The sequence below is a fragment of the Streptococcus australis genome (assembly GCF_003943615.1).
Lineage (GTDB): Bacteria > Bacillota > Bacilli > Lactobacillales > Streptococcaceae > Streptococcus > Streptococcus australis_C.
Genome location: NZ_RJPZ01000002.1, coordinates 84,971 through 110,779 on the forward strand (window position 1 = coordinate 84,971; position 25,809 = coordinate 110,779).

21 protein-coding genes are annotated in these 25,809 nt (G+C 42.2%); 3 read left to right on the plus strand and 18 right to left on the minus strand.

Annotated features, from left to right (window positions below):
- Positions 1–30: 30 nt before the first annotated feature.
- The 11 genes from ftsY to yycF all read right to left on the minus strand — a co-directional run bounded on the left by ftsY (position 31) and on the right by yycF (position 11,998).
- A complete protein-coding gene (gene ftsY / locus D8785_RS02265) occupies positions 31–1,698 on the minus strand; it encodes a signal recognition particle-docking protein FtsY (RefSeq protein WP_125374339.1) in 1,668 nt (555 codons plus the stop codon).
- Entirely contained in the window at positions 1,698–2,519 is an 822-nt protein-coding gene (locus D8785_RS02270) for a Cof-type HAD-IIB family hydrolase (RefSeq protein WP_125374340.1), read from the minus strand. Before D8785_RS02270 ends, ftsY begins: the two co-directional genes overlap by 1 nt.
- The gene (locus D8785_RS02275) at positions 2,516–3,313 is read right to left on the minus strand and encodes a Cof-type HAD-IIB family hydrolase (protein ID WP_125374341.1); all 798 of its coding nucleotides are present in this window, start codon (positions 3,311–3,313) and stop codon (positions 2,516–2,518) included. The genes D8785_RS02270 and D8785_RS02275 overlap by 4 nt, the downstream gene beginning before the upstream one ends.
- A complete protein-coding gene (gene smc, locus D8785_RS02280) occupies positions 3,303–6,848 on the minus strand; it encodes a chromosome segregation protein SMC (protein WP_125374342.1) in 3,546 nt (1,181 codons plus the stop codon). Before smc ends, D8785_RS02275 begins: the two co-directional genes overlap by 11 nt.
- A complete protein-coding gene (gene rnc / locus D8785_RS02285) occupies positions 6,839–7,540 on the minus strand; it encodes a ribonuclease III (RefSeq protein WP_125374528.1) in 702 nt (233 codons plus the stop codon). The genes smc and rnc overlap by 10 nt, the downstream gene beginning before the upstream one ends.
- A 369-nt stretch (positions 7,541–7,909) precedes the next feature.
- Complete coding sequence (locus D8785_RS02290; protein WP_125374343.1) at positions 7,910–8,098, minus strand: DNA-binding protein; 189 nt, start codon at positions 8,096–8,098, stop codon at positions 7,910–7,912.
- A 151-nt stretch (positions 8,099–8,249) separates the two neighbouring features.
- Entirely contained in the window at positions 8,250–8,381 is a 132-nt protein-coding gene (locus D8785_RS09830) for a hypothetical protein (RefSeq protein WP_260469857.1), read from the minus strand.
- A gap of 157 nt (positions 8,382–8,538) precedes the next feature.
- The gene (locus D8785_RS02295) at positions 8,539–8,928 is read right to left on the minus strand and encodes a YbaN family protein (RefSeq protein WP_398575125.1); all 390 of its coding nucleotides are present in this window, start codon (positions 8,926–8,928) and stop codon (positions 8,539–8,541) included.
- Positions 8,929–9,139: 211 nt separating this feature from the next.
- Positions 9,140–9,949, minus strand: coding sequence for an MBL fold metallo-hydrolase (locus D8785_RS02305; RefSeq protein ID WP_125374345.1), 810 nt, complete (start codon positions 9,947–9,949; stop codon positions 9,140–9,142).
- A gap of 8 nt (positions 9,950–9,957) precedes the next feature.
- The gene (gene vicK / locus D8785_RS02310; RefSeq protein WP_125374346.1) at positions 9,958–11,304 is read right to left on the minus strand and encodes a cell wall metabolism sensor histidine kinase VicK; all 1,347 of its coding nucleotides are present in this window, start codon (positions 11,302–11,304) and stop codon (positions 9,958–9,960) included.
- On the minus strand, positions 11,297–11,998 hold the full coding sequence (yycF, locus tag D8785_RS02315; protein WP_125374347.1) for a response regulator YycF: 702 nt from the start codon (positions 11,996–11,998) through the stop codon (positions 11,297–11,299). The genes vicK and yycF overlap by 8 nt, the downstream gene beginning before the upstream one ends.
- Positions 11,999–12,572: 574 nt before the next feature.
- Here yycF and D8785_RS02320 point away from each other — a divergent pair.
- Complete coding sequence (locus tag D8785_RS02320; RefSeq protein ID WP_023023923.1) at positions 12,573–13,622, plus strand: DUF389 domain-containing protein; 1,050 nt, start codon at positions 12,573–12,575, stop codon at positions 13,620–13,622.
- Positions 13,623–13,981: 359 nt separating this feature from the next.
- Here the strand turns inward: D8785_RS02320 and thrS are convergent, their stop codons facing one another.
- From thrS to ccpA, 4 genes are all read right to left on the minus strand, one after another.
- Entirely contained in the window at positions 13,982–15,925 is a 1,944-nt protein-coding gene (gene thrS / locus D8785_RS02325) for a threonine--tRNA ligase (protein WP_125374348.1), read from the minus strand.
- 378 nt (positions 15,926–16,303) lie between these two features.
- The gene (locus D8785_RS02330; RefSeq protein WP_125374349.1) at positions 16,304–17,626 is read right to left on the minus strand and encodes a glycosyltransferase family 4 protein; all 1,323 of its coding nucleotides are present in this window, start codon (positions 17,624–17,626) and stop codon (positions 16,304–16,306) included.
- A 1-nt stretch (position 17,627) separates the two neighbouring features.
- Positions 17,628–18,626 (minus strand): LTA glycolipid anchor biosynthesis glycosyltransferase, IagA/BgsA family, encoded by a 999-nt coding sequence (locus D8785_RS02335; protein WP_006597024.1) that lies wholly within the window; start codon positions 18,624–18,626, stop codon positions 17,628–17,630.
- 94 nt (positions 18,627–18,720) lie between these two features.
- Positions 18,721–19,725 (minus strand): catabolite control protein A, encoded by a 1,005-nt coding sequence (ccpA, locus tag D8785_RS02340; RefSeq protein WP_006595886.1) that lies wholly within the window; start codon positions 19,723–19,725, stop codon positions 18,721–18,723.
- 160 nt (positions 19,726–19,885) lie between these two features.
- Here ccpA and D8785_RS02345 point away from each other — a divergent pair, with 160 nt between their 5' ends.
- The gene (locus D8785_RS02345) at positions 19,886–20,968 is read left to right on the plus strand and encodes a M24 family metallopeptidase (protein ID WP_125374350.1); all 1,083 of its coding nucleotides are present in this window, start codon (positions 19,886–19,888) and stop codon (positions 20,966–20,968) included.
- A 24-nt stretch (positions 20,969–20,992) separates the two neighbouring features.
- The gene (locus tag D8785_RS02350; RefSeq protein WP_125374351.1) at positions 20,993–21,331 is read left to right on the plus strand and encodes a hypothetical protein; all 339 of its coding nucleotides are present in this window, start codon (positions 20,993–20,995) and stop codon (positions 21,329–21,331) included.
- Between the two features lie 97 nt (positions 21,332–21,428).
- Here the strand turns inward: D8785_RS02350 and D8785_RS02355 are convergent, their stop codons facing one another.
- The 3 genes from D8785_RS02355 to D8785_RS02365 form a co-directional block, all read right to left on the minus strand.
- On the minus strand, positions 21,429–21,878 hold the full coding sequence (locus tag D8785_RS02355; protein ID WP_125374352.1) for an Rrf2 family transcriptional regulator: 450 nt from the start codon (positions 21,876–21,878) through the stop codon (positions 21,429–21,431).
- A gap of 143 nt (positions 21,879–22,021) precedes the next feature.
- Positions 22,022–22,864 (minus strand): metallophosphoesterase family protein, encoded by an 843-nt coding sequence (locus tag D8785_RS02360; protein WP_125374353.1) that lies wholly within the window; start codon positions 22,862–22,864, stop codon positions 22,022–22,024.
- 221 nt (positions 22,865–23,085) lie between these two features.
- Entirely contained in the window at positions 23,086–25,803 is a 2,718-nt protein-coding gene (locus D8785_RS02365) for an FtsX-like permease family protein (RefSeq protein ID WP_125374354.1), read from the minus strand.
- Positions 25,804–25,809 lie beyond the last annotated feature (6 nt).

The following is a 25,809-nucleotide window of genomic DNA, read 5'->3' on the forward strand; positions in this document are numbered from 1 at the left end:
AACTCATCTCTCTAGAGATGAGTTTTTTGTTTATATCAAGCCTTCTAACAAGCCACGCATAAAGTTTTCCGAATTGAATTCACCGATGTCATCGATTTTTTCACCAAAACCAATTAATTTTACAGGAATATCCAACTCTTCTCGGATTGCAAGGACCACTCCTCCTCGAGCTGTTCCATCAATTTTAGTGAGGACGATTCCAGTAATAGGCGTGATCTTGGAGAATTCCTTGGCTTGGACCAGAGCATTCTGTCCTGTGGAAGCATCTAATGCCAAGAAGGTTTCGTGAGGGGCTGTAGGATCCACCCGCTTGATAATGCGACCGATTTTTTCTAATTCAGCCATCAGATTGTCTTTGTTCTGAAGGCGACCAGCCGTATCAATCATTAATACATCGACTTGCTCTGCCACAGCCCGTTCCATTCCATCAAAGACAACACTTGCAGGATCTGACTTTTCAGGACCAATGACAACAGGCACATCCACACGGCGTCCCCATTCAGCTAACTGCGCAACGGCACCTGCCCGGAAGGTATCTGCTGCGACCAACATCACCTTTTTCCCTTCCTTCTTGTACTTATGAGCCAATTTTCCGATAGAGGTAGTTTTCCCAACGCCATTCACTCCCACAAAGAGCATGACAGTCAAGCCATCTTTAAAGTTAATTTGCTCATTGTATTGGCCATCTTTTTCGTAGAGATCCACCAATTTTTCAATGATCACGCGACGCAAGGCATCCGGTTTCTTGGCATTTTCCAAACGGGCTTCATAGCGGAGCTCTTCTGTCAGATTCGAAGCGACCTGGACCCCTACGTCACTCATAATCAAGAGTTCTTCTAACTCTTCAAAGAAATCTTCGTCGACAGAACGGAAGTTGGCAAAGAATGCATTAAGTGCTGCTCCAAAGCCTGTCCGAGTTTTCTTCAAGCTTCGATTGTATTTTTCTTGAACCGTTTCTGTAGGTTCAGCAATCTCTGGCTCACTTGTACTTTCTTCTACTAAAGATTCTTCCTCAATCTCTTCTGAAATCTCGGATTCGCTAGTAGCTTCTTCTACAGGCGATCCCACTTCAAGCTCTTCGGTTCCTTCCTCAGAACTTTCAGGTATTTCCTCTTCAACGATTGGTGCTTCCCTTACCACATCCAATTCTGGCACACCTTCAGACTCTTCTTCAACTAGTTTGTCAGACTCTTGGAAAGGGCTTGAAGTCTCAGATGTTGTTTCAGTTCTTACAAGAACTTCCTCTTCCAGGGCTTCTTGGACAAGATCTGAAGAAGAATCTGGGTGCTCCTCATCAACACTCACTTCTTGTAGAGCTTCTGCATCTAAAGTCTGATCTTCAGTATTAGGAGCAGACTCAGTAACTTCCTCAGGAGAGGTTTCCTGCTCTACTTGAGAAGGTGCCTCTTCTTCGACAGCTGTTTCCTGATTTACAAGCTCTTCTAAAGGCACTTCTTCACTAGATACTTTCGACTCTTGAGATGGTCTAGCTGATTCGGCAGCCATTCGCTCTTTTAATTCAGCATAGTAGGCTTCCATTGCCGAAATCTTAGCCTCATCACTTTGTGAAGGCTTATTTGATACCGGCTCAGCTGGCGAGCTTGCTTCTTCCTCGCTTCCCCCAATCTCTTCTGTAAGATCTTGGGTTTGTGGTTTTGTTTCTTCTTTTCTTCCAAATAGTCGGTCAAATAATCCCATTATTGACCCTCCTTCAATACATATTCTTCAATCGCTCTTCCGACTGCATCTTGATCATTGGTGTAGTCCGAGACTAGAGTGGCAATCTCCTTCACTTCATCCACCGCATTGGCCATAGCGATTCCGAGTCCTGCCCATTTTAACATGCTGGCATCATTGGCTTCATCACCGCAAGCCATGACTTGACTAGCATCGATCCCTAAATACTCCACCAAGGCCTCCAAGCCTCGATCCTTTTGAACTCCTTTGGGGCACCATTCCAAGAGCATGTCCCTCGATTTAAAAATCTCAAAACGCTCCCCTAATTCAGGAGAAATCTTTGGAATAGCGCTATCCAAATAGTCCTGATGAAAGGCTGTCACACACTTGTTATAGGAAATCTGGCTGGACAAATCTTCAATAGAAACAGGAATAAAGTTCAAATAAGGATTATAGAGGGGATAAAGAGACTCTTGATCAGATGCAAGTGTATAAATATCCCCTTCACTAATAGCGTCCAAAGGTAAACCAAGGGCCTCTGTCTCTTCATAAATCCGAAGGACATCATCTCGAGAGAAAACTGTTTTGGCAATGATCTCTCCTGTATTCTTTTGTACCAAGCCTCCATTAAAGGTAATGGTGAATTCATCTGACAAGCCGGCAGTCCCAATTTCTTGGAGCAGAAAATCCATGGCCTTGAGGGGACGCCCCGTGGTCAAAACCACTTTAACCCCTTTTTCTTGTGCTGCACGAATCGCAGCCAGATTCCGAGGGGAGATTTTCTTTTCTGAGTTTAAGAGAGTGCCGTCTAAGTCTAGTGCGATAACCTTAATATGACTCATAGTTCTTCCTCCATATAGCGAAGGATAGATCCTGTCGAATGGTGACCTACTACTGTTTCAGCCAACTCCAAAATCTCTGGACGGGCATTTTCTGGCGCAATCGCATGACCAACCACCTGCATCATATGAAGATCATTGAGGTTATCTCCAAAAGCTAGGACTTGGTCCCGACTAATGCCCAACTGATCCATGAGGGCTTGGATGGCTACTCCCTTGTCTACATAATCCAAGACAATATCAATGCACTCATAACCAGTGGTCATGGCCTTAACCCCTTTAACATTTTGGGTAACCCAGGCCTCACCTTCTGCCAACACTTCTTGGTCAAAATTAGTGGTCATCTTGAAGACAAGATCATCAATTTCTGAAAAATCCGATACCTTTTGAATGTTTTCATTGTAATTTTGTGAAGCAACCAGATAGTCTGGATCAACAGTCTTTAGAACATAGCTCCCGCGTTTTCCTGTAAACAAGCACTTATTTTTATCGAAATAAGGACATTCCTGCAACTTGGCAAACATGGCTTGGTAAAAATCAGGACTCATGGTCGCCTCATAGACATCTTCACCATGAAACTCAACAACACTGCCGTTTTCAGCTATAAAAATAATCTGATCCTGAACCTCTTTAAAGATTATCTTTAAAGAGAGGAGAGCCCGACCACTTGCTGCAGCAAAGTAGATCCCTTTTTCTTGAAATTTCTTTAGCACCTTTAGGAATAATGCTTGATCAAATTCATGATTTTCATCCAGAAAGGTCCCATCCATGTCTGTTGCGACTAATTTAATTTCCATTATCCATTCCTTCTATATCTTTCAGTTTTACAGATACAATCTTAGAGACTCCTGATTCTTGCATGGTCACTCCGTAGATGGAATCTGCTGCAGCCATGGTTCCCTTACGGTGGGTAACCACAATAAACTGACTTTCCTTATCAAAACGATTGAGGTAATCTCCAAACCGTTTAACATTGGCTTCATCTAGAGCCGCTTCTACTTCATCCAAGATGACAAATGGAATGGTCTTGACACGAATGATCGAAAAGAGAAGGGCTAATGCTGACAAAGCTTTTTCTCCACCACTCATCAAATTCAAGGATTGAATTTTCTTGCCAGGTGGTTGGACAGAAATCTCGACCCCAGCTGATAAGAGATCCCCATCCGTCAGGATGAGATCTGCCGATCCTCCGCCAAACATCTGTTTAAAGGTTACCCGGAAAGATTCACGAATTGCTTCAAATGTCGACTTAAAGCGTTCTTTCACCTCATCATTCATGTCATTAATGGTTTCAAGAAGAAGATTCTTCGCTGCCAAGACATCTTCTCGTTGACCGGAAAGGAAATCAAATCGCGTCTTGACCTCATCGTATTGTTCGATGGCATCGATGTTAACAGGTCCCAGGGCCTTAATGGCTTTTTCTAAGTCTTTCAAGGCTTGCTCAGACTGGGCTAGATTTTCGAGCTCATTGGCCTGTTTAGAAGCCTCTTCAAAACTCATCTTGAATTCGTCTGTCAGAGCCAACATGAGTTTATTCAATTTGTCTGCCAAGCGATCACGATTGGATTCTGCTTTGGCCTGTTGGCGAATCCACTCCTCGTTTTGACGACGGGCTTGCTCCATATGACCGGCTACATCTTCTGACTGGCCTTCCAAATCCTCCAATTCAAATTGCTTGCGGATCACAGCTTGTTCTAGAGCGGTTTTTTCTTGAAGGCTTGCTTGCAGTTGTTTTTCAAGGACAGAAACATCGATTTGCTCATGTCGATCCTCTCCCTGCTCGATCGCATATTGGAGGGCCTGAATTTCCCGTTCAGTAGAAGCCAACTCCTGTTGCAAACGTTCTATATCTGTCTGGTCAAAGGTCAATTGACTCTTCAGTTCTGTTCTCTGCAATTGGAGCTTGGCAATGGCTGCCCGTAAGCTTTCTACCTTCTCCACAATGACATCTTTATTGAGCTTGACTTCTTCAATCTCCGCAGTGACCTGCTCTTTTTCTGCCTCAATTTCTTTCAGTCGCGCTTGCAAGTGATCCCGTTTTTGGAGGAGCTCTTGGTCACTCCCTTCATCCAGCTCTGTACGGATAACTTCTAACAGTTCTTCAGCATCCAAGAGTTGCTGGTGAGCTTGCTCAAAAGCTAGTTGAAGACGTTGCTCTTCTAATCGAGCTCCTTCTCCTTGGCTTTTCAAAGATTCTAGTTTTTCTTGTGATCGGGTCACTTGTTCCTGTTGCTCTTGAACCTGGCCTTCTACTTCTCGCAAATTCTTCTGAATAGAGGCCAATTCTTGGTGCAAGCGATCCAATTCAGGCTTGATAAAAATCGAATTATTGGTTCGATTCGCTCCCCCTGCATAGGAACCACCTGTGCGAAGTTCGGTTCCATCCAGCGTCACCATACGAACCTGGTAGGCGACCTTACGAGCAGCCGCCTTGGCATGGTCAATGGTATCAAAAATAGCCGTAACTCCCAAGAGGTTTTGGAAAATCGACTCTAGAGAAGGATCATAATCAACCAAACTGCTAGCCATCCCTAGGAAACCGGGACAGGCTTCAATTAATTCTTGATTCTTTCCAGCTAGGTAGCGTGGTTTGATGGTGGTCAGAGGAAGGAAGGTTGCCCGACCTGAGCGATTCTTCTTCAGATGTTCAATCGCCCGTGTTGCTGCCCCTTCGTCTTCTACGATGATATGCTGACTGCTGGCACCTAGAGCAATCTCCAAGGCAGTCTGATACTCTGGTGAGAAGGAGAGTTTTTCACTGACAGCTCCTACAATCCCTCCCAGACGAGCTGCTTCTTGTAGGACACTCTTGACACCTGCATAAAAATTGCTATGATTTTTTTGAATCGCTTCTAAACTGTTAATGCGAGCCTGTTTCTCCTTACTTTGATCCAGTAGATCAAACATCTTGGCTTGCCCTGTTTGATAGGCCTGGCGAGCTTCCTCAAACTGTTTCGCTTCTGACTGATAGGTCTCAAGCAAGTATTTCAGATGCTCTTGAGCGAGTTGATAAGCCTCTTTAGCAACTTGCTCTTTTTCCTGCAATTCTGTCACCAATTGGATTTGATTTTTGTAATCTTCCTTTTTACTTTGTGACAATTGAGCTGAAGCTTCCAATTGATTTTCAATTGTTGTTAATTCATTTGACCGCTCTGCTTCATCCTGCATCAAGGCCACGTATTTTTCACGTAGATACTCGATCACCTGATCTGGATCTTCTGAGAAGCTGGCCAATTCTTTCTCCAGACTTTCGAGAGCTTCTTGGCTCTTTTGGAGTTCTTCTTGAAGACTCTTTGTATTGGCTTGTTTTTCTTCCAACTGATTCCGAAGAACTTGTAGGCGTTCTTCCAGAGCATTGACCCGCTCTTGATTTTCCTGACGACTCCGAGCGACCTGTTGTGACTCCAAACGTGCCAATTCGATTTGTTTTTCTAAATCGCTTAAGAGGCGAGTCAATTCTAAGAGACTAGCCTGATCATCCGATAATTGATGTTGAAGAGCCTGACGACTCTGTTTCAATCGGAGGCTTTCTGCTTCGTACTCTTCTCTTTTCTGGTAATAAGCCTTTAATTGTTCCTGAATGGAGGCTTCTTCTTGGACTGCTTGATCATAGTCATTTTTATTGACTTCAATCTGAGCGATCAAGACATCCAAATAGAGAACTTGGCGTTGCTGATCCAACTCTAAGAAACGTTTTGCAACGAGCGCTTGCTTTTCAAGAGGTTTGATTTGCCCCTCTAACTCAAAAATAATGTCTTCCAAACGGTCCAAATTATCCTGGGTTTGGACTAACTTAGATTCCGTTTCCTTACGGCGCGTCTTAAATTTAAGAACCCCAGCGGCTTCCTCAAAAATAGCCCGTCTCTCTTCTGGTTTGGAGTTGAAGATTTCCTCGATCTTCCCTTGAGAAATAATAGAGAAAGAGTCTCTCCCAAGTCCAGTATCCATAAAGAGATCATGGATATCTCTCAAACGGACTTTCTTGCCATCAATCTTGTACTCACTGTCACCCGAGCGATAGATATGGCGTTCTACTCGAATTTCCTTAGCAGCATGTTTGATAAAGCCATCCCGGTTATCCAGCACTACCGTTACACAGGCGTAATTCAAGGGTTTACGAGTTTCAGTCCCTGCAAAAATCACGTCCGGCATCTTGCCTCCACGTAGGCTCTTGACACTCGATTCCCCTAAGGCCCAGCGTAGACTTTCTGTAATATTTGATTTTCCAGATCCATTAGGGCCAACAACTGCGGTTACCCCTTGGTCAAAGATGACCCGGGTCTTATCTGCAAAAGACTTAAATCCTTGAATCTCAATTTCCTTTAAATACATGAGGGATCCACCTTATTTTCCACTGCTATTTTTGCTGCTTCTTGTTCTGCAGCCTTTTTAGACCGGCCACGACCTTGACCGATTAGTTTCCCATTGACAGACACTTGAACTTCAAATTCCTTAGCATGTGCCGGACCGGACTCACTCGTCACCTCATAGGTAATCAGTACATCACCGTGGATTTGAAGGATTTCTTGCAAGCGTGTCTTATAGTCAATCACTTGTTCAAATTGACCTGCCTCGACTTTAGGAATCATGACTTGCTGAATGAAATTCCGAACAGTCTCCACTCCCTTGTCCAAGAGCAAGGCCCCTAAAAAAGCTTCAAACAAATCTCCTAAGATGGTATCTCGGTTACGTCCTCCAGATTTTTCTTCTCCCTTGCCAAGTTTGATAAATTGATCGAAGCCACAATCACGGGAAAAACCTGCCAGGCTTTCCTCACGAACAATCATGGAACGCATTTTTGACAAATCCCCCTCTGGCTTGCTTGGGTAGAGGGCAAATAAATATTCGGAAATCACTAACTGGAGAACAGCGTCTCCTAAAAATTCCAAACGTTCATTATGTGAAATTTTTAAGAGGCGATGCTCATTCGCATATGAGGTATGTGTAAAAGCTGTTTCCAACAATTCTGTATCGTCAAAAGTCAGCCGAAATTTCTCAGCAAGAAGGTTATATAAGGCTTGCATCACATTACTACTTTCTTTCTTCATTTATGCATCTGGATCAAAGCTTATGACTCATTTCGTCCAAAAGATACACCCCTCTATTATACCAAAAACAATTTATGCTTACCATTAAATACTGATTGATTGCCATCAGTTGTAAAACAAATATTTTTTAGAAATTATAGTTTCCATTAATTTCTATCAATAAAAAAAGATGTATTCAATTTCGTATTCATTGCCCGCTTAATTGAGAAAATGAGCCTGAAGGCTTTTTTTTATTTTGTCCGTTATAATAGACAATCTCAATAATTGTCGTTATAACAAAAAAACAACACATAAAGAGTTGTTTTTTTTTTGAAATCTTTGATTTTTCAGAAAGTTCACGAACTATTAATATTGATTTATTCCTAATGCTTCAGCAAAATCATATAATCTTTCGGCTGTAAGTAGGGCCACTTTATCCATACTAGTTTTTCCTTTTCTAAGGTCTGCCACCGTGGACCAAGGAACGCCTGCACCTTTAGCAATTGCGCTGGTACTTATTTCACTTTTTAATAATTTTTCTATCTGCTCTCTCATCTAACCACTCACTTTTACTTTTATTTGTCTTTTAAAATTATTAGAAATATAAAAAATACGAATAGGAAAATAAGTAAATATTTCATTTTTCTGTCTGATATGATATAATCATGGCAGGTCTAAGGGGATTTCGCCCCAACCTACCAGAGCCTTACTTGAACCGCTTTTCTTTGCGTGGCTTGCGTTCTTTTGGCTCTTTTTTTATTGCTATGATAACACTTGCGATCCCTGTTAATAAGGCTCCAGTTGCTAGCATTAGTTCAGCAATCTCCGATGTTTTCATATCTTCCTCCTTTCTGATTATATCATATCACGGTTTGCCGTGGTTATCAATGTTTTTTTTTATAACTATTTTTATTTTTTTAATAACAAAAAGAGTGCGTATCGCACTCCTTTCCCTTGTTTTCACGATAGGATTTATGGGCTATTCTTTCTTTATCTCATTCTTCTTTATCCGGAATCACTTTGAACAAATAATAGCTTATAAAAATAGTTAATCCCACTAGGCCTACTTTCACAAACCAGAGTGGAGCCAGGTAAATGGAAATCCCCATCAAAAGGTAAATTTGTAGGATAATTCGTTTTTTCCGCTTCTTAGAGATCGACTTTGTTTCCCGATAATCTGCTACATACGTTTGGTACAACTTGGTCCCATGTAACCAGTTTTCAAATCGTTGAGAACTTTTTGCAAAACAAGCCATGGCTAATAAAAGAAACGGGGTCGTAGGTAAAATCGGTAAAGGAATCCCAATAATCCCTAGTCCTAAGGAAATAAACCCCACTGTCATATACACATATTTCAAACTAACTGCTCCTATTCTTCCATTCATTTCCAACCTAGAATACTGACCGAAAAGAGAGTGGGACAGAAATCGGTCATTCGTTAGAATTCGATTGCGTCGTCCCACCTCCGCACAGTTGAGTAGGGCTGTAAAAGCTGATGAATTCAGCGTAGTAGAGCCCACTCAACCACTCCGTCTTACTCGACAATCCAAAGACAATTGAGAAGCTGGAACTTTTGTCCCAGCCTCTTTTTATCTTTTAGATATCTACTAACGGAGTCGCTGTATCCGGAGATGTATCCAACACTTCAAAATCATGACCTACTGCCAAATCTGCTCGAGCCAATTGATTGACCATGGTCATATGGGCCAATTCCTTGATATTGTTTTCCTTGGATAAGTGGCCCAGATAAATTTTCTTGGTCTTATTGCCTAGGGTCCGAATCATGGCATCTGCACCATCTTCATTAGAGAGGTGACCCAAATCGGATAAGATCCGTTGCTTTAATCGCCAGGCGTAAGAGCCTGCCCGTAGGATTTCCACATCATGGTTGGACTCAATCAAATAACCATCCGCATTTTCAACAATTCCTGCCATCCGATCGCTAACATAACCTGTATCTGTCAGCATGACAAAACTCTTTCCATCCTTCATGAAACGATAGAACTGTGGAGCCGCAGCATCATGGCTGACACCAAAACTTTCTACATCCAAATCTCCAAAGGTTAAGGTCTTGCCCATTTCAAAAAGATGTTTCTGGGAGTCATCAACCTTCCCAAGGTACTTGCTTCCCTCCATGGCCTTCCATGTAGCTTCATTGGCGTATAGGTCCATCCCGTATTTACGAGCTAGTACACCAACACCATGAATGTGATCTGAATGTTCATGTGTAATCAAAATAGCGTCAAGATCTTCGGGTTTTCGATCAATTTCTGCAAGCAAACCTGTAATCTTCTTCCCGGACAAGCCTGCATCTACTAGAATTTTTTTCTTAGGTGTCTCTAGGTAAAATGAATTACCACTCGAACCCGAAGCTAAAATACTATACTTAAACCCTTTTTCATCCATTTGTTTTCTTATTCACCTTCATTATCCCATCCATCATCCAGGATAGCATCTTTATCATATGGTAGAACAATCGTGAAAGTAGAACCTTTTCCATATTCACTCTTGGCCCAAATAAATCCTTTGTGCTGCTTGATAATTTCCTTCGCAATGGCAAGTCCTAAACCAGTCCCACCCTGGGCGCGACTACGTGCCTTATCCACGCGATAAAAGCGGTCAAAAATACGAGGAAGGTCCTTTTTAGGAATCCCTAATCCCTCATCTGAAATCGAAATAATCAACTGGGCATCCGTTGTTTTCATCCCCACACGAATTTCCCCACCATCTGGGGAATATTTAATAGCGTTATTTAAGATATTGTCTAAAACCTGCGTCATCTTATCTGTGTCAATTTCAACCCAGACAGGAGAAATAGGATAATCACGAACAATATCATATTTCTTCTCTCCAGCCTGGTTCTTCATCTTATCGAAGCGGTTCAAAATGAAGGTGATAAAGGCTGTAAAGTTAGTCAATTCAACATCTAATTGACTGGTTTCATTATCGATCCGTGAAAGACTCAATAAATCCGTCACCATCCGCATCATCCGGTTGGTCTCTGTCAAAGATACTTTAACAAATTCCGGTGCAACTGGCTCGGAAATCGCTCCGTCATCCAAGGCCTCCAAGTAGGATTTGACACTGGTCAGTGGGGTTCGGAGTTCATGACTAACGTTGGATACGAATAAACGACGTTCCCGCTCTTCCTTGTCCTGTTCGGTTGTGTCATGCAAAACGGCAACTAGACCAGAAATAAAACCAGATTCTCTCCGAATCAAGGCGAAGCGAACCCGTAAAGAGATGTACTCCCCATTTTCATCCTGCGAATCGATCGTCAATTCTGGAACATTGGTAATCAAGTCTCGCAGTTCATACTCTTCACTAATACCAAGCAAATCCAGAATACTGATGTTCATGACCTCTTCGACCACGACATTAAGTTGTTTGGCAGCCATTTCATTGACTAGGATAATCTGCCCACGACGATTGGTCGCTAAAACCCCATCTGTCATATAGGAAAGAATACTGGTCAAGCGCTTGGTTTCTTGCTCCAAATTTTCATGCGTCAAACGGATAACTTCTGATAAATCATTGATACTGTTGGAAATCTCTGTCAATTCAGGACCTCCTTGTAAATCAATAATATCTGAATATTCTCCAGCAATCAAACTCTTAATTTTATCATTCAACAGGCGTAGCTTCATGTTATCCCGACGATTTTCTAGAATCAGCAAGGCCACCACGATAATAAATCCAAGAGTGAGTAATATAAAAACAAAATTATAAGAGGTCATGACTTCTTTGATGTGATTAATCATTGTTTCTCATATAGTAACCGACACCGCGGCGCGTTAAAATATACTCCGGACGGCCTGGAATATCTTCGATTTTTTCACGCAAACGTCGAATCGTTACGTCCACTGTCCGAACATCTCCAAAATAATCGTAGCCCCAGACTGTTTCCAGCAAATGCTCACGGGTCATGACTTGGCCTACATGGGTTGCCAAGTGATAGAGCAGCTCAAATTCGCGATGGGTCAACTCGAGCTCTTTGCCTTTTTTCTGAGCAAGGAAGGCATCCGGAATGATTTTCAAATCACCAATCACAATATCTGAATCTGATGTAGACTCTGTCTGTGATTCTACCGTTAGTTCTGTCCGACGCAATAAAGCTTTTACGCGAGCTTGAAGCTCACGATTTGAGAATGGCTTAGTCACATAGTCATCCGCACCAATTTCAAGACCGATGACCTTATCAAATTCTGTATCTTTTGCAGATAAGACAATAATCGGCACATTACTGGTCTTTCGAATGGTACGTGCTACTTCCAAACCATCAATTTCAGGAAGCATGAGGTCCAAGATCAAAATATCTGGGCTCTCAGCTTCAAAAATAGCCAGTGCTTCTTTTCCATCGAAGGCAGTCAAGACTTCATAGCCTTCTTTGGCCATATTGAATTTTATAATATCCGAAATCGGCTTTTCATCATCTACAACAAGAATTTTCTTCATACATGTACCTACTTCTATTTTTTCTTTGCTTCTTCAAATCTCTGTCCTTTCATTATAGCAAATTTCTTTGAAAAATGGGAGTTATACTTTGATTTGTAAAGAAAGAGAAAGAAAAAGGTTGTGCAATAGAAAAAATGATAATAACAACATAGAAGTCACTAAAATAGTGCTTGAATAATTATTTTCAATCCACAAAAAAGCTAGGTTTGAAGCCTAGCTTTTCTATCTGTTATTTTTCAACACGGGATTTGTTGGCGATATCACCTAGGATTGTTGCAACACACTCATCATGTTTAATCATTAAAACGGTATCTTCTTTCAGAGGACATACCGTTCTTCCTTCTTTGAATAAGGAATCTAAAATTTCTGACTTTCTCTATCTGTTCAATTGATAGATTTCTTCAGAAAAGGCTGTAAAATTTTTGATATAATGTTAAGGATGGATTGATGGATATTTAAAAGATAATGTTCAAAAGAATTACAAATGAGAACTAAAAATATGTCAAATTGGACATAAGTCTCTCTACCATCATCCAGGCAGAAACAAGATTATATGAAATAAAAGGAGTAACCAATGACCAGAAACTATTCAACACGTGAATTCCGCGAGAAACTATATGATGACCTTCATGTTCGATTAAGAGATACAGTGATTTTGATGTGTGCGATTTTTATTGCCTCTATAGGTCTAAATACGAATTCAACAGCTGTCATTATTGGAGCCATGCTGATTTCCCCTCTTATGACACCGATTGTTGGACTGGGGTTTGGTTTAGCTATTTTTGATACGCGTTTAATCAAGCAATCTCTAGAGGTTTTATTTACTCAAGTATTGGTCAGTTTGCTTGTCTCTACTCTATATTTCTGGATTTCTCCCTTATCTTATGCAAGTAGCGAGTTGATTGCACGAACATCTCCAACCATTTGGGATGTTCTCATTGCTATTGCTGGTGGGATAGCAGGTTTTATTGGTTCAAGGAAAAAAGAAGCAAACAATATCGTGCCAGGAGTAGCCATTGCAACTGCTCTAATGCCACCTATCTGTACTGCAGGTTATGGTTTAGCTAATGGAAATGTACGATTCTTATTTGGAGCTCTCTATCTTTTCTTGATCAACTGTGTCTTTATCATGCTAATCAACATTGTTGGAACAAGAATTTTGATGAGAAAATCTCCCTTAAGTTCATTTAATGAGCTAAACATTAAAATGAAAATTGGGTTGATATCCTTGATTGTATTATTGATCCTTCCAGCCAGCTATTCAGCAGTCACTCTGACGATGGATCAAGCGCGAAAAGAAGGGATCAAACAGTTTGTAGGAAAAGAATTCGCTAATCATACGGTCATTAATCAAGTCTACAAGTCAAGGAATAATGAATTGGTCTTGACGGTTGTTGGAGATCCGATTTCAGAAGAAGAATTAGAAACCATTCGCCAAAAACAAGCCTCTTACGGTATTGAATCTGTTCAATTGAAAGTCAATCAAGTCCATAATTCGACAAAATTAGATAGTGAGGCGACCAAGGAATTTTACGAAAACATTGACAAGTATATCGATCAAAAACTCTCTGAAAAAGATTCACAAAACGATCTCGTAAAAGAAAATGAGGCAGACAAGGATTGAGGATAGTCAACTTATCTAACTCATGGAAGCAAATCTTGGGGGATATCCTATATCCAAAAGTTAATGGATAGAAAGGATTGTTGATGAGGATACTATTTGTGGTGGTTTGACCAATCACTACTAGCTCAGGTTAAACAAAATATAAAAAGGCGGTGGGACAGAAATCGATAGATAAAGTCTCGATTTCTTAGTCCCAGCCCCGCAAGGATGATTAGGAGCTTTTTGAAGTCTAAAAGACGAACAAAAAGTTCAATCAGCTACCGCGTCAAAGTTTGATTACTAATAAAAACTGAGGTCGGGATCTTTTGTCCCAACCTCTTTTTTAGGTAGCTGGAATTTTTATCCCAGGTTTTATCGTTTTATTTCTCAACACGAGATTTGTTGGCGATATCAGCTAGGATAGCTGCTATAAACTCATCTACTGACACAGTGTTTGTTTCTTTTTGTCCATAGCGACGAACATTGACAGTTCCGTCTTCCATTTCCTTGTCACCAACGATCAATTGGTAAGGAATCTTGCTTGTTTGTGAAGCACGGATCTTGAACTGCATTTTTTCATTGCGTTCATCCACGTCTGCACGAACCCCACGATCACGAAGTTTCTTCGCCACTTCCCAAGCGTAATCCACATGTTTTTCGTTCGAAACTGGAATAAGAGTTACTTGGTGTGGTGCCAGCCATGTTGGGAAGGCACCCTTGTAGTTTTCAATCAAGATAGCTGTGAAGCGCTCCATAGTTGAGATAACCCCACGGTGAATCATCACTGGACGGTGTTCTTCACCATCAGCTCCGATGTATTTAAGGTCGAAGCGTTCTGGAAGCAAGAAGTCAAGCTGGATAGTAGAAAGAGTTTCTTCTTTACCAAGGGCAGTCTTCACCTGAATATCCAATTTTGGTCCGTAGAAGGCTGCTTCCCCTTCTGCTTCAAAGTAGTCCACGCCCATTTCATCAAGAGCAGCACGAAGCATGGTTTGGGCATTTTCCCACATCTCATCGTTATCAAAATATTTGTGAGTATCTTGAGGGTCACGAAGAGAGAGGCGGAAGCGGTATTCGTTTAGGTTGAAGTCCCCATATACATCAATAATCAATTGAAGAGCACGCTGGAATTCTTCTTGGATTTGTTCTGGAGTCACAAAGAGGTGACCGTCGTTGAGAGACATTTCACGCACCCGTTGAAGACCAGTCAGAGCACCTGATTTCTCATAGCGGTGCATCATTCCGATTTCAGCGATACGGATTGGCAATTCACGGTATGAGTGAACATGGTGTTTGAAGACTTGAATGTGGTGTGGGCAGTTCATTGGACGAAGGACAAATTCTTCACCGTCTCCCATATCCATAGTTGGGAACATATCTTCTTGGTAATGATCCCAGTGACCAGAAGTCTTGTAAAGTTCTACAGAAGCAAGTGGTGGAGTGTAAACGTGTTGGTAGCCAGAAGCCAACTCCTTGTCGACGATGTAGCGTTCCAATTCACGACGGATAGTAGCACCATTTGGCAACCAGAATGGCAAACCTTGTCCAACTTCTTGAGAAATCATGAAGAGGTCAAGCTCTTTACCAAGTTTACGGTGGTCACGTTCTTTAGCTTCTTCACGCATTTGAAGGTAGTTCTTCAAGTCTTTCTTGTCAAACCAAGCTGTACCGTAGATCCGTTGCATCATAGCATTGTCGCTATTTCCACGCCAGTAAGCACCTGCTACATTGAGAAGGTGGAAGATTTGGATACGGCCTGTTGATGGGACGTGTGGGCCACGGCAAAGGTCTACGTATTCACCTTGACGGTAGATGGTCAACCCACCTTCGTCTTCTGAGTGCTCTTCAATCAATTCCAATTTGTATGGGTCGTTCTTGAAGATTTCACGCGCCTCGTCTTTAGTCACTTCTTCACGGATAGATGGGAAGTTTTCCTTAACGATTTTTTGCATTTCTTCTTCGATACGAGGAAGGTCTTCGTTAGAGATTTGACCAGCTTCATTGTCAGTATCGTAGTAGAAACCATCTTCGATCGCTGGACCGACACCCAAGTGGATATCTGGGAAGAGGCGACGAGCGGCTTGGGCAAACAAGTGAGCCGCTGAGTGACGCAAGATTGGAAGGGCGTCTTCGTGATCAGGTGTCACAATTTCGATGCTCCCGTCTTCGGTGATAACACGAGTGGTATCAATCAATTTGCCGTTGAATTTACCAGCAAGAGCTTTTTTAGCTAGGGAATTGCTGATGGATTGGGCAATGTCAAAAGTAGTCACGCCAGATTCGAATTCACGAACAGCGCCATCTGGGAAAGTAATCTTAATCATAATCTTCTCCTTATAAATTTTTAAATATCTTAGTTATAGTGAAACTCTTTTTGATTTCTTCATCAAAAAAACAAAAAAGCGACATCCTAAAAAGGACGTCGCAACGTGGTTCCACCTTCATTTATGTTCCTCAAAAAAGAGGAACACCTCTGATTGGCTCTAACGTGGCCACCGTTTTATGTTTGCATAAAAAGTTCACCGAGTAGTCCCAAACCTATCCTCTACGCGATTTCCAGCCCCACGCGCTCTCTTTCAGATTTCCTAGATTTGATATGTCTCTGACTAGTATTATAGCACGATTGAAATATTTTGCAAGAGGAAAAAGCCTCTCATCCGTAAGAGGTCCTTCTTTTGATCCTCTTACTGATTTGATTTACTCTAATCCAATAACTTGGTAATATTGCGAATCTTTTTCACCTGTTTAAAGGAACCCTTCATGATTCTCACAGACCCATTCACAGGCATAGCGATGACCTTTTGTGGAATTTTCACAATGGACTTGGTCACCCGTTTGGTACGGCTTTCCTCAGGATGACGTTCATTATAAAAATCTTTCGAAATAATGGCATCCAGATAGAACTCATAGACCCTGCGACCAAAGTTTGTCGAAGAAATTTCATAAAGCTTTTCCTCCCACTTAGCCTCATCCTTTTCTGGTGTGGCTAAGGTCGCTTCTAAAATAGCTGCTGCCAAATCTTCTTCCTGGTCATACAAGATTCCGAACATCCGATCATTGATCACATTATCTAAGTAAGGATTACTTTGAGCAATTAGGGGTGTCCCACTAGCGATACTCTCCAAATAGGTCAAGCCTTGCGTCTCACTAGTCGAAGCTGAAATGAAGAAATCTGCCGCCTTATAGTAAAGAGCTGTTTCATTTGGTGGAATCATCCCTGTGAAGACGACCGCATCTGATACACCAAGCTTGGTCGCTTGTTTTTTTAAATCATCCAGATAAGGCCCATCTCCAGCCACAATCAATTTAATATGCGCATTTTCTTCTAACACTTTAGGCAAGGCCGCAATAACGGCTTGGATATTTTTCTCGTAAGAAACCCGTGACAAGCTCAAGAGCATGATTTCACCCTCTTGAATCCCTAATTTTTCACGAAGGGCTTGCGTTTCCACTTGTGTGATTTCAGGTCGTTCAAACTTCGCCAGCTCAATTCCTGTCGGAATAATCCGTTTTTCAGCCTTGACCTTATAGTTCAGCAAGAGGTCATAGACAATCTCACTCGGGCAGATGACCCCATCCAAGTCATTCATATAACCACGAACAATGTATTTGACCATACTTGGTCGGATAACCATCCCCTTGGCAATATAACGCACATAATCTTCATACTGGGTATGATAGGTATGAATCACTGGAATCCGAAGCTCCTTTGCAATCCAAACCCCGAGTAGTCCTAAAGAAAACTCCGTCTGTGTATGGATCATATCCAGTTTGTATTGTTTGGCAATGGCCAAAGCCTTGGTAAAGCCGCGATAAGCAATCCGCCGATCCTTAAAAGCAAAGAAAGGGATACTTGGAATGCGGATAATTTGCCAGTCCTCATAGCGGTTGACATCCTTATCCGTCGTCGTAAAGATAAAAACAGTATGTCCCAACTTCTCCAATTCTGTTTTAAGGGTTCGAATACTGGTCGCAACCCCCGATACCTGCGGAAAATAAGTATCTGTAAATAATCCAATACGCATATTACATCTCCAATACTTGCTGATAGGCTTTCACTAGTTGATCCGCTACCAAATCAATTGAGCGACTTTGAGCGACTCGATCCCCTGCATCGCGCTTGTCCACTTGACCAGACAAGACTTTTTCAAGAGAGTCCACAAACTCATCCACTGAATGACACAATTCTGCCGACTCTTGGTCCACCCAACCATGATAAACTGGAATATCCCGGAGGACGACATGCTGGTGACCCGCTAAGGCCTCTAGGACAACAATCCCTTCCGTTTCCTCATAAGATGGGAAGAAGAAGGCATCCGCACCTGTCATGGCCCCTTGGAATACAGCTCCCTTAAAATAGCCAGGGAATTCAACATTGCTCGGATGATCTTTCTCGACCAGACGACGAATAGCCCGAGGGATTAACCATTTATTAATCGATCCCAACCAAATAAAGCGGACATCTGGCATCCGACGAGCCACTTCTACAAAGTCTTCAATCCCTTTTCGTCTAAAGTAGAGACCCGCACATAAAACGACCTTCTCTCCTTCTTGGATATTAAAGTGCTTCCGAAAAACCTCTTCTTTTTTGGGATCTTTTTTATATTTAGACAAATCAATCCCATTAGAAACAGCGACAATTGGAGTCTTGACCCCGTAGGACTGAATCAGTTGTTTCGAATACTCTGAAGGGGTAATAATAAAATCGGCTTTTTTATACATATGAGCCAAATATTTGCCAAATAAAGGAGCAAACAAATTGGACCCAATAAATGAATTTTGGAAATCTTCCCGTGTGGAATGTCCATGCATAATGACCTTTTTCCCTCGACGTTTGGCAGCATGCAATAGCAACAAACTCCGAGGACCATAGGTATTAATATGAACGACATCGTAGTCTCCTAAAATATCTGTGGTGTAGGGGATTCCAGCCAAATCCAAGGCATGCATCTGGTGTTGGAGAGCTCGACCAATCCCCGATTTTTGTAAAACGGATTTTCCTTCTAAATACAGTAATACTTTCATACCCTCTATTATACCTAATTTAGCAGACCCCTTCAAGTTTTACCGGAGATTCATGCAGAGACAAGAAAAAGGAAGCCTTGGCTTCCTTTGATTTTTACTTCTTCGTAGTTCCACGATGATTGATGGTATGGGCAAGAAGAACTTCTCTTTCTTCCAATTCTTCCTTATGCATAATTTTTGTCAGCATCCGCATACTGATAGCCCCCAAATCATAAAGTGGTTGGCCAACAGTCGAAAGATTTGGACGAGTGTAGCGTGTAATTTGTGAATCATCACTGGTAATCAACTCAAAATCTTCCGGTACGTTCACACCTTGATCAGCTAGACCATTAAGCAAACCTGCTGCCAATTCATCCCCAGTTACAAAGGCTGCTGTTGCTTTAGATGCAATGATGCGTTCAGCCAAGTTATAGCCTTCTTCATAGCGGTACTTAGACTCAAAGACCAAGCCTTCACTGTAAGACAATTTTTTTGCTTTCAAAGCATCTTTGTAGCCAGCCAAGCGAATCTTACCGTTGATATCATCTACTAATGGTCCACTTACAAAAGCAATCTTTTTATTTCGTTTAGCCAATAGTGTAACCGCGTCTACTGTCGCTTGCTTGTAATCGATATTGACACTTGGCAATTGATGTTCGACATCAACTGTCCCAGCAAGGACCACCGGTGTCCGAGAACGAGAGAATTCTGAACGAATCTTTTCTGTCAAGTGATAACCCATGAAGATAATCCCATCGACCTGTTTTGAGAAAAGAGTATTGACAACAGAAACTTCTTTATCATCGTCTTCATCGCTGTTGGCAAGGACGATGTTGTACTTGTACATTTCAGCAATGTCATCGATCCCCTTTGCCAGAGTAGAGAAATAACTATTGGTAATATTTGGAATCACAACACCTACCGTTGTGGTTTTCTTACTCGCAAGTCCACGAGCTACTGCATTCGGACGATAGTCCAAACGTTCAATGACTTCCAATACTTTTTTACGAGTATTTTCCTTAACGTTCTTATTTCCGTTCACGACACGGCTAACAGTCGCCATTGAGACACCCGCCTCTCGGGCAACGTCGTAAATGGTTACAGTATCGTCTGTATTCATATTACTTCCTTTCTTTATTGAAAATTTCGTTTTCAGTCTTCTATAACAACTATTTTATCACTTATTGTAAACACTTTCAAGCATTTTAACATCTTTTTGCAAACTCTTGATTTTTTAGGGAAAATCTGACAAAATATTATCAATAGAAAGAAGGTAGCTTATGTTTAAATTAGATCAAATTGTAGCATTTCTTGAAACCGAAAAAACGGATGTTGCTGTTGTATCCGATCCTGTCACCATCAATTACCTAACTGGATTTTACAGTGATCCTCACGAGCGTCAGCTCTTCTTGTTCGTTTATCCAGACCATGAACCACTTCTTTTTGTCCCTGCTCTTGAGGTAGAACGGGCGACTGCAGTTGTGGATTTCCAAGTGGTAGGGTACGTGGATTCTGAAAATCCTTGGGAAAAAATCAAAGGGGCTAGCGCTAATCCAGAAGCCAAAAAGGTCGCTTTGGAGTTTGATAATTTGATTTTGACCAAGTACCATGGACTTCGTTCAGTCTTTGAACAAGCAACATTTACCAATCTCAGCCCTCGGATCAACCGCATGCGCTTGATTAAATCTGCTGATGAGATCCAAAAGATGTTAGTCGCTGGTCAATATGCGGATAAGGCTGTCAATATGGGATTTGACGCCATCTCTCTAGATAAAACCGAGACTGATATCGTGGCAGAAATCGACTTTGGCATCAAACGCTTGGGCTATGAAATGAGCTTTGAAACTATGGTCTTGACTGGTAACAATGCAGCTAACCCTCATGGCATCCCAGGAAGCAACAAAATTGAAAAAGATGCTCTTCTTCTCTTCGACTTGGGCTGTATGGTGAATGGCTATGCTTCAGATATGACGCGAACCGTTGCGGTTGGAAAACCAGATGACTTCAAAAAAGAAATCTACCATCTAACCTTAGAAGCTCAACAGGCTGCCCTAGATATGATCAAACCAGGTGTGACCGCGCATGAAGTAGACCGTGCTGCCCGCAGCGTCATTGAAAAAGCAGGTTACGGCGAATACTTCAACCACCGCCTCGGACACGGTATCGGAATGGATGTGCATGAATTCCCTTCTATCATGGAAGGAAATGACATGGTCATCGAAGAAGGCATGTGCTTCTCAGTCGAACCAGGCATCTACATCCCTGGAAAAGTCGGAGTTCGGATTGAAGACTGTGGCTATGTCACAAAAGATGGCTTTGGCCTCTTTACCGAAACCAGCAAAGACTTGCTCTATTTTGATTAAGTTAGAAACTAAGGAGATTGTTGTATGATTGTTTGGCGTGGCAAAGGCTTGCTCGTTCCCCTTGCTCTTATGATTGGAGGAGCTTTGGCGAATATGATTTATTCCTTCCTGCATCTTAATGTAAATAAGAGTACAGATAGTATCATCTTAGGATCTATGTTGGGGATTCTTGCTGCAGCAGTCAATTATTTGCTAACAAAGAAATTTGTTTCCGATCAAGTGCGGTATATGATTGATGAGGAAACCGGGCAACGCATTGCTTTCCGCGATCGTTCTTCCTTCATGTTCATTCCCAACCGTTATTGGACTTGGATTTTTGCAATGGGATTTATTCTAGTCAGCTTCGTAGCCCTAGTGAAGTAAAGCTAGAAGGAGTGTTGCTATTTTACTCAATGAACACAAAAAGCCTTTCAGTCTATACTGAAAGGCTTTTTTACATCAAGTTTCTTACAGACTCAAATCAAGAAACGGTTGCTAGCTTCATTTGTTTCTTGGTTTGCTCCACCACTTCTTTGAGGCTGGTCTGAGCCATTTCCTTTTCCATGGCTAGCTGAATCTCTTCCAGCTTCCCATCTAGAACGCCATGGATGCTATTTCCAATCGGACAAGCTGGATTTGGATGCTCGTGGAAACCAAATAATTGACCAGTCTTCCCAAGGCATTCAACAGCCTGGTAGATATCTAACAAACTAATGGCTTCCAATTCTTTGGCCATCTCGGCCCCACCTGTTCCACGCGCTACATGGATCAAGCCTGCCTTTTTTAATTGAGACAAGGTTTTCCGAATAATGACCGGGTTCACCCCAACACTGCCAGCAATCATATCACTGGTCACCTTGGTACAATCTCCTTTTAAAGCAATCATGACTAATACATGGGTTCCAATGGTAAAACGACTTGAAATTTGCATGGATACTCCTCTCTTCCATCTAGATAGGGATGTCTTAAACTGGATCTAAAACCATCAGTAACTAGATACATTTACTCTTCCGATGTTAAAGTTCTTTCTTTTAGTCTATTATACCCTTATTTGTTGTAATGTCAACTGTTACACTAGTTGAAAAAATCTCTCAACCATGCATCTACTTCTATATTGTGTCCCTCTCGCTGGGCTATTTCATGTAGAAGCTCATGATTATGGGTATGGTGGATCCCATTGACTAAACTTTCATAGTAAACTTGGAAGTAAGGGAGTTTCAAATCCTTAGCGAGTTGGAGTTCTTTCTCAATGTCATAGGACACCCGCCGAAAGTCAACATCTTTCAAACCCGATTCATCAAACTCTAGAATAGCATACATGGCCCGGAGATCCTTTCGAAGATTGGCTTGCAAAAAGAAGGGTTGGCCGATGGAACCCGGATTCAAGATGAGCTCTCCTCCACTCCCATATCGGAAAAATTGTTGGTGGATATGACCATAGACTGCTATATCACAAGGAGGATTGGTTACAAGGCGATCAAAATCTTTCTGGTCTCCTATATGGATCAATTCTCGTCCCCAGTTTTTGTCTGGCAGATGATGAGTGATACCCACTATTAAGCCGGAAACTTCCCGATGCACTTGCATTGGTAGACTTTGCATGGCCTCTATCTCTTCTGGACGAATTTCTTCTAAGATATATTGACAATGGCGCATCAAATAACGGTGACTAGCCCTTGATGGATCCAGCATCCCCTTCATCGCTCGCCACAAGCTATCTTCCCAATTTCCTAGAATCTGTACGGTAATGGGCAACTCTTCAAGAAGGTTCAAGAGATGGCGTCTACCAGTCCCCGGCATAAGGATATCACCTAATAACCAGTATTCTTCTACACCTGCACGCTTGGCATCTTCAAGCACAGATTCTAAAGCAGTTGTATTCCCATGTATATCCGAAAGCAAAGCAATTTTTATCATGTCTCTTCTCCTTTTCTCATTATACCAAAGCTTTAAAAAGAGGCTGAGACAAAAGTCCTAGCCTCTCAATTGTCTTTGGATTGTCGAGCAAGACACAGTGGTTGAGTGGGCTCTACTGCGCTGATTTCATCAGCTTTTATAGCCCTACTCAACTGTGCGGAGGTGGGACGACGAAATCGAATTCTAACGAATGACCGATTTCTGTCCCACTCTCTTATTTTTTATTCAACAGATTTCAAAGCCTCCAGCATGTCTACCTTGCGTAGATGGCGATTTACCAAGATTCCTAAGATAGCTAGGATTAGAATGACACCAACAATAGGATAAAGATAGACACCAAGAGATACCCGTGGATAAAAGAGAATGGCATCTGGGGCTATCATAGCGATCAAAAAGCGATGGAGATAAAAGCCTCCTACCAAACCCAATCCTATCCCAACAAGAGATAAAAGGATGGTTTCTCGATAAATATAAAGGGTGACTTCCTGATGATGAAAACCTAATACCTTAATGGTGGATAACTCACGGATTCGTTCTGCCACATTGATATTGGTCAAATTATACAAAATAACCATCGCTAGCAAAATAGATACCAAAACTAAAATCATCATGGTCTTATTCAATGATTGGGCTACAGAACTGAAGAGAGAAATCAAGGAAGTATTTTGCGTAACAGCAAGCACCGCCCCTTCTTCCATCATGTCCCGACTGACCTTCTGGACCAACTGCTGAGAAGAAGACTGTAATCGGACCAAATAGGCATTCTTCTTAACACTTCTTCCATAGGTTTTCTGATAGGTCGCTTGATTCATATAGACAAAATGGCCAACATAATTTTCGGTAATCGCAGCCACCCTAATCGTATGGCCATCTATCCGCAAGTCATCTCCAACGCCCACCTTGGCCAGCTGCGCTAATTTGCTGGTAATTACCGCCCCATTGGATAGGTCGAGTCTTCCCCCTTCTGAGCGGAGACTGATAAAAGGTTCCAAGCTGTCTTTAGAGGACACCATTAAGGTCATGCTTTGTTTTCCACGTCCGGAAGGATAAGAAGCCTCCACTTGTTTTGTAAAAATGGCTTCTGTCTCTTTTATATCTGCTTGCTTCAAGCGCTTCTTCAAGGATTCTTCCTCTTCGTCTGTCAGGCTGGATTTGGTCGAGAGAATCATATCGTACTTGAGGATTTCCCCAAACTGGCGTTGGGGTACTCCACCGACTGAGGATTGAATCCCCAGACCCGCAAAGAGAAGGGCTACCGAACCAGCAACACCAAATATGGTCATCACCATCCGCTGTTTATAGCGAAAAATATTTCTAGCGGTCACCTTTTGGGTGAAACTCAGACGTTTCCACAAAAACGGTAGCCGTTCGAGCAAAATACTGGATCCGGAAACTGGCGGTTTTGGAAGGAGGAGGTTACTGGCTTCTTCCTTCAATTCTCTTCTAGCAACCAAATAAGCTGGAAAGACACTAGAAAGGAGAGAAAGTCCTAAGGCTAACAAACTATAAGACCAATAAAAATACTGTTGGCTTGGTCCTACGATCATCCCCTGAGTAATAATTTGCGAAATGGTCCCCGATAGAACATAATGACCGAGAAGAGTTCCGATGCCTGTCCCAACTGTTCCAGCAACCAAGCCATACAAGAGAAACTTTGCTAAGATATCTTTCGTTCGATAGCCCAAGGCTTTGAACAAGCCCGCATGGCTCCGTTCTTCATCAACAAAACGAGTCATGGTCGTAAACGTGACCATGGCAGCGACTGCGTAGAGTACCACAGGAAATAGATTGCCTACGGCGGAGATACTGGCACTGGCATTACTATACATGAGGTAACCCTGGCCACCTGGAATGGTTTTTCGATCATAGACATGATAGTTTGGTTGTTCTAGATTTTTCAGATCTTCCTTGGCCTTTTCCAGGTCCTTCTGTTTAGTTGCTAGTTCCGATTCACCTGTCTGAATGTTGACCAATTGCTGATCTAGTTGCTTTTGAGCTTCTGCCAACTCGAGTCGCCTTGTTTCTAGTTCTTCCTTGGGTAAGAGTGTAGACAGTTGATTCAGTTTATTGGATTGCTCCGTCAATTGTGTCTGTACTTGACCTGCCTTTTCGCGCGCTTCTACTAACTGTTTGTTTGCAGCATCAAGTTCTTCTTGCCCTTTTTGGATCTTTTGTTTCCCATCAGCCTGCAGCTTTCGATAGCGCTCCTGACCATTTCCAGCTAGGAGCTTTTCCAGGTCCTTTTGATGGGAGGCCAAACGATCTTGGTAGCTAGTTGAGAATGGATTGAGCCCCCTCAAATCATCAAACCGAATCCGAGCAAGGCTATAAACAGGACTAGTAAAGGCTTCTTTTGAGAGGACACCATAGGCATCCAAGGAACCACTCCCACTCCTAGCTTGTCCCAAGTCTTTTTCGGACCACATCTCAGCAGACTTTACAAACCCAACTATTCGATAGTTTTTTGTCTTTAGAACAGATGGACTTCCAGCTTTTTCATGTATCCTTAGCTGATCCCCAATCTGGTAACGATCTTTCCAAAACGCTGCTAGAGCGACCTCATCTTCCTTCTGCGGAAGCCGTCCTGAAGCCAGCTGAAAGCGTGAGATGGTTTCTGGAATGGAAAAAAGTCGAACAGCTTCGTCCTTTCCGTCAAGCGTCACATCTGTCAGGTAGGAAAACTCCAAGCTGGCCCCCGTCAATCCTTGTAGCTCTTCTTGGTCAGTCTTATCCAAACCAAGATCTCCCATGACAGCTAGGTCCAACATTTCTTGTTGGTCTATAAAGCGCTGGGCAGTCCGATGCATATTTGGAGTCGTTACTTTTAAACCGACCAGGGCTAAGCTACCCAGCATCATCAGCGTTAAAATGGACAAAAAGCGCCCTTTGGAACTGGTAAAGGAATGACATAGATCTTTCCAATATACTTTTCGCTTCATGAACAA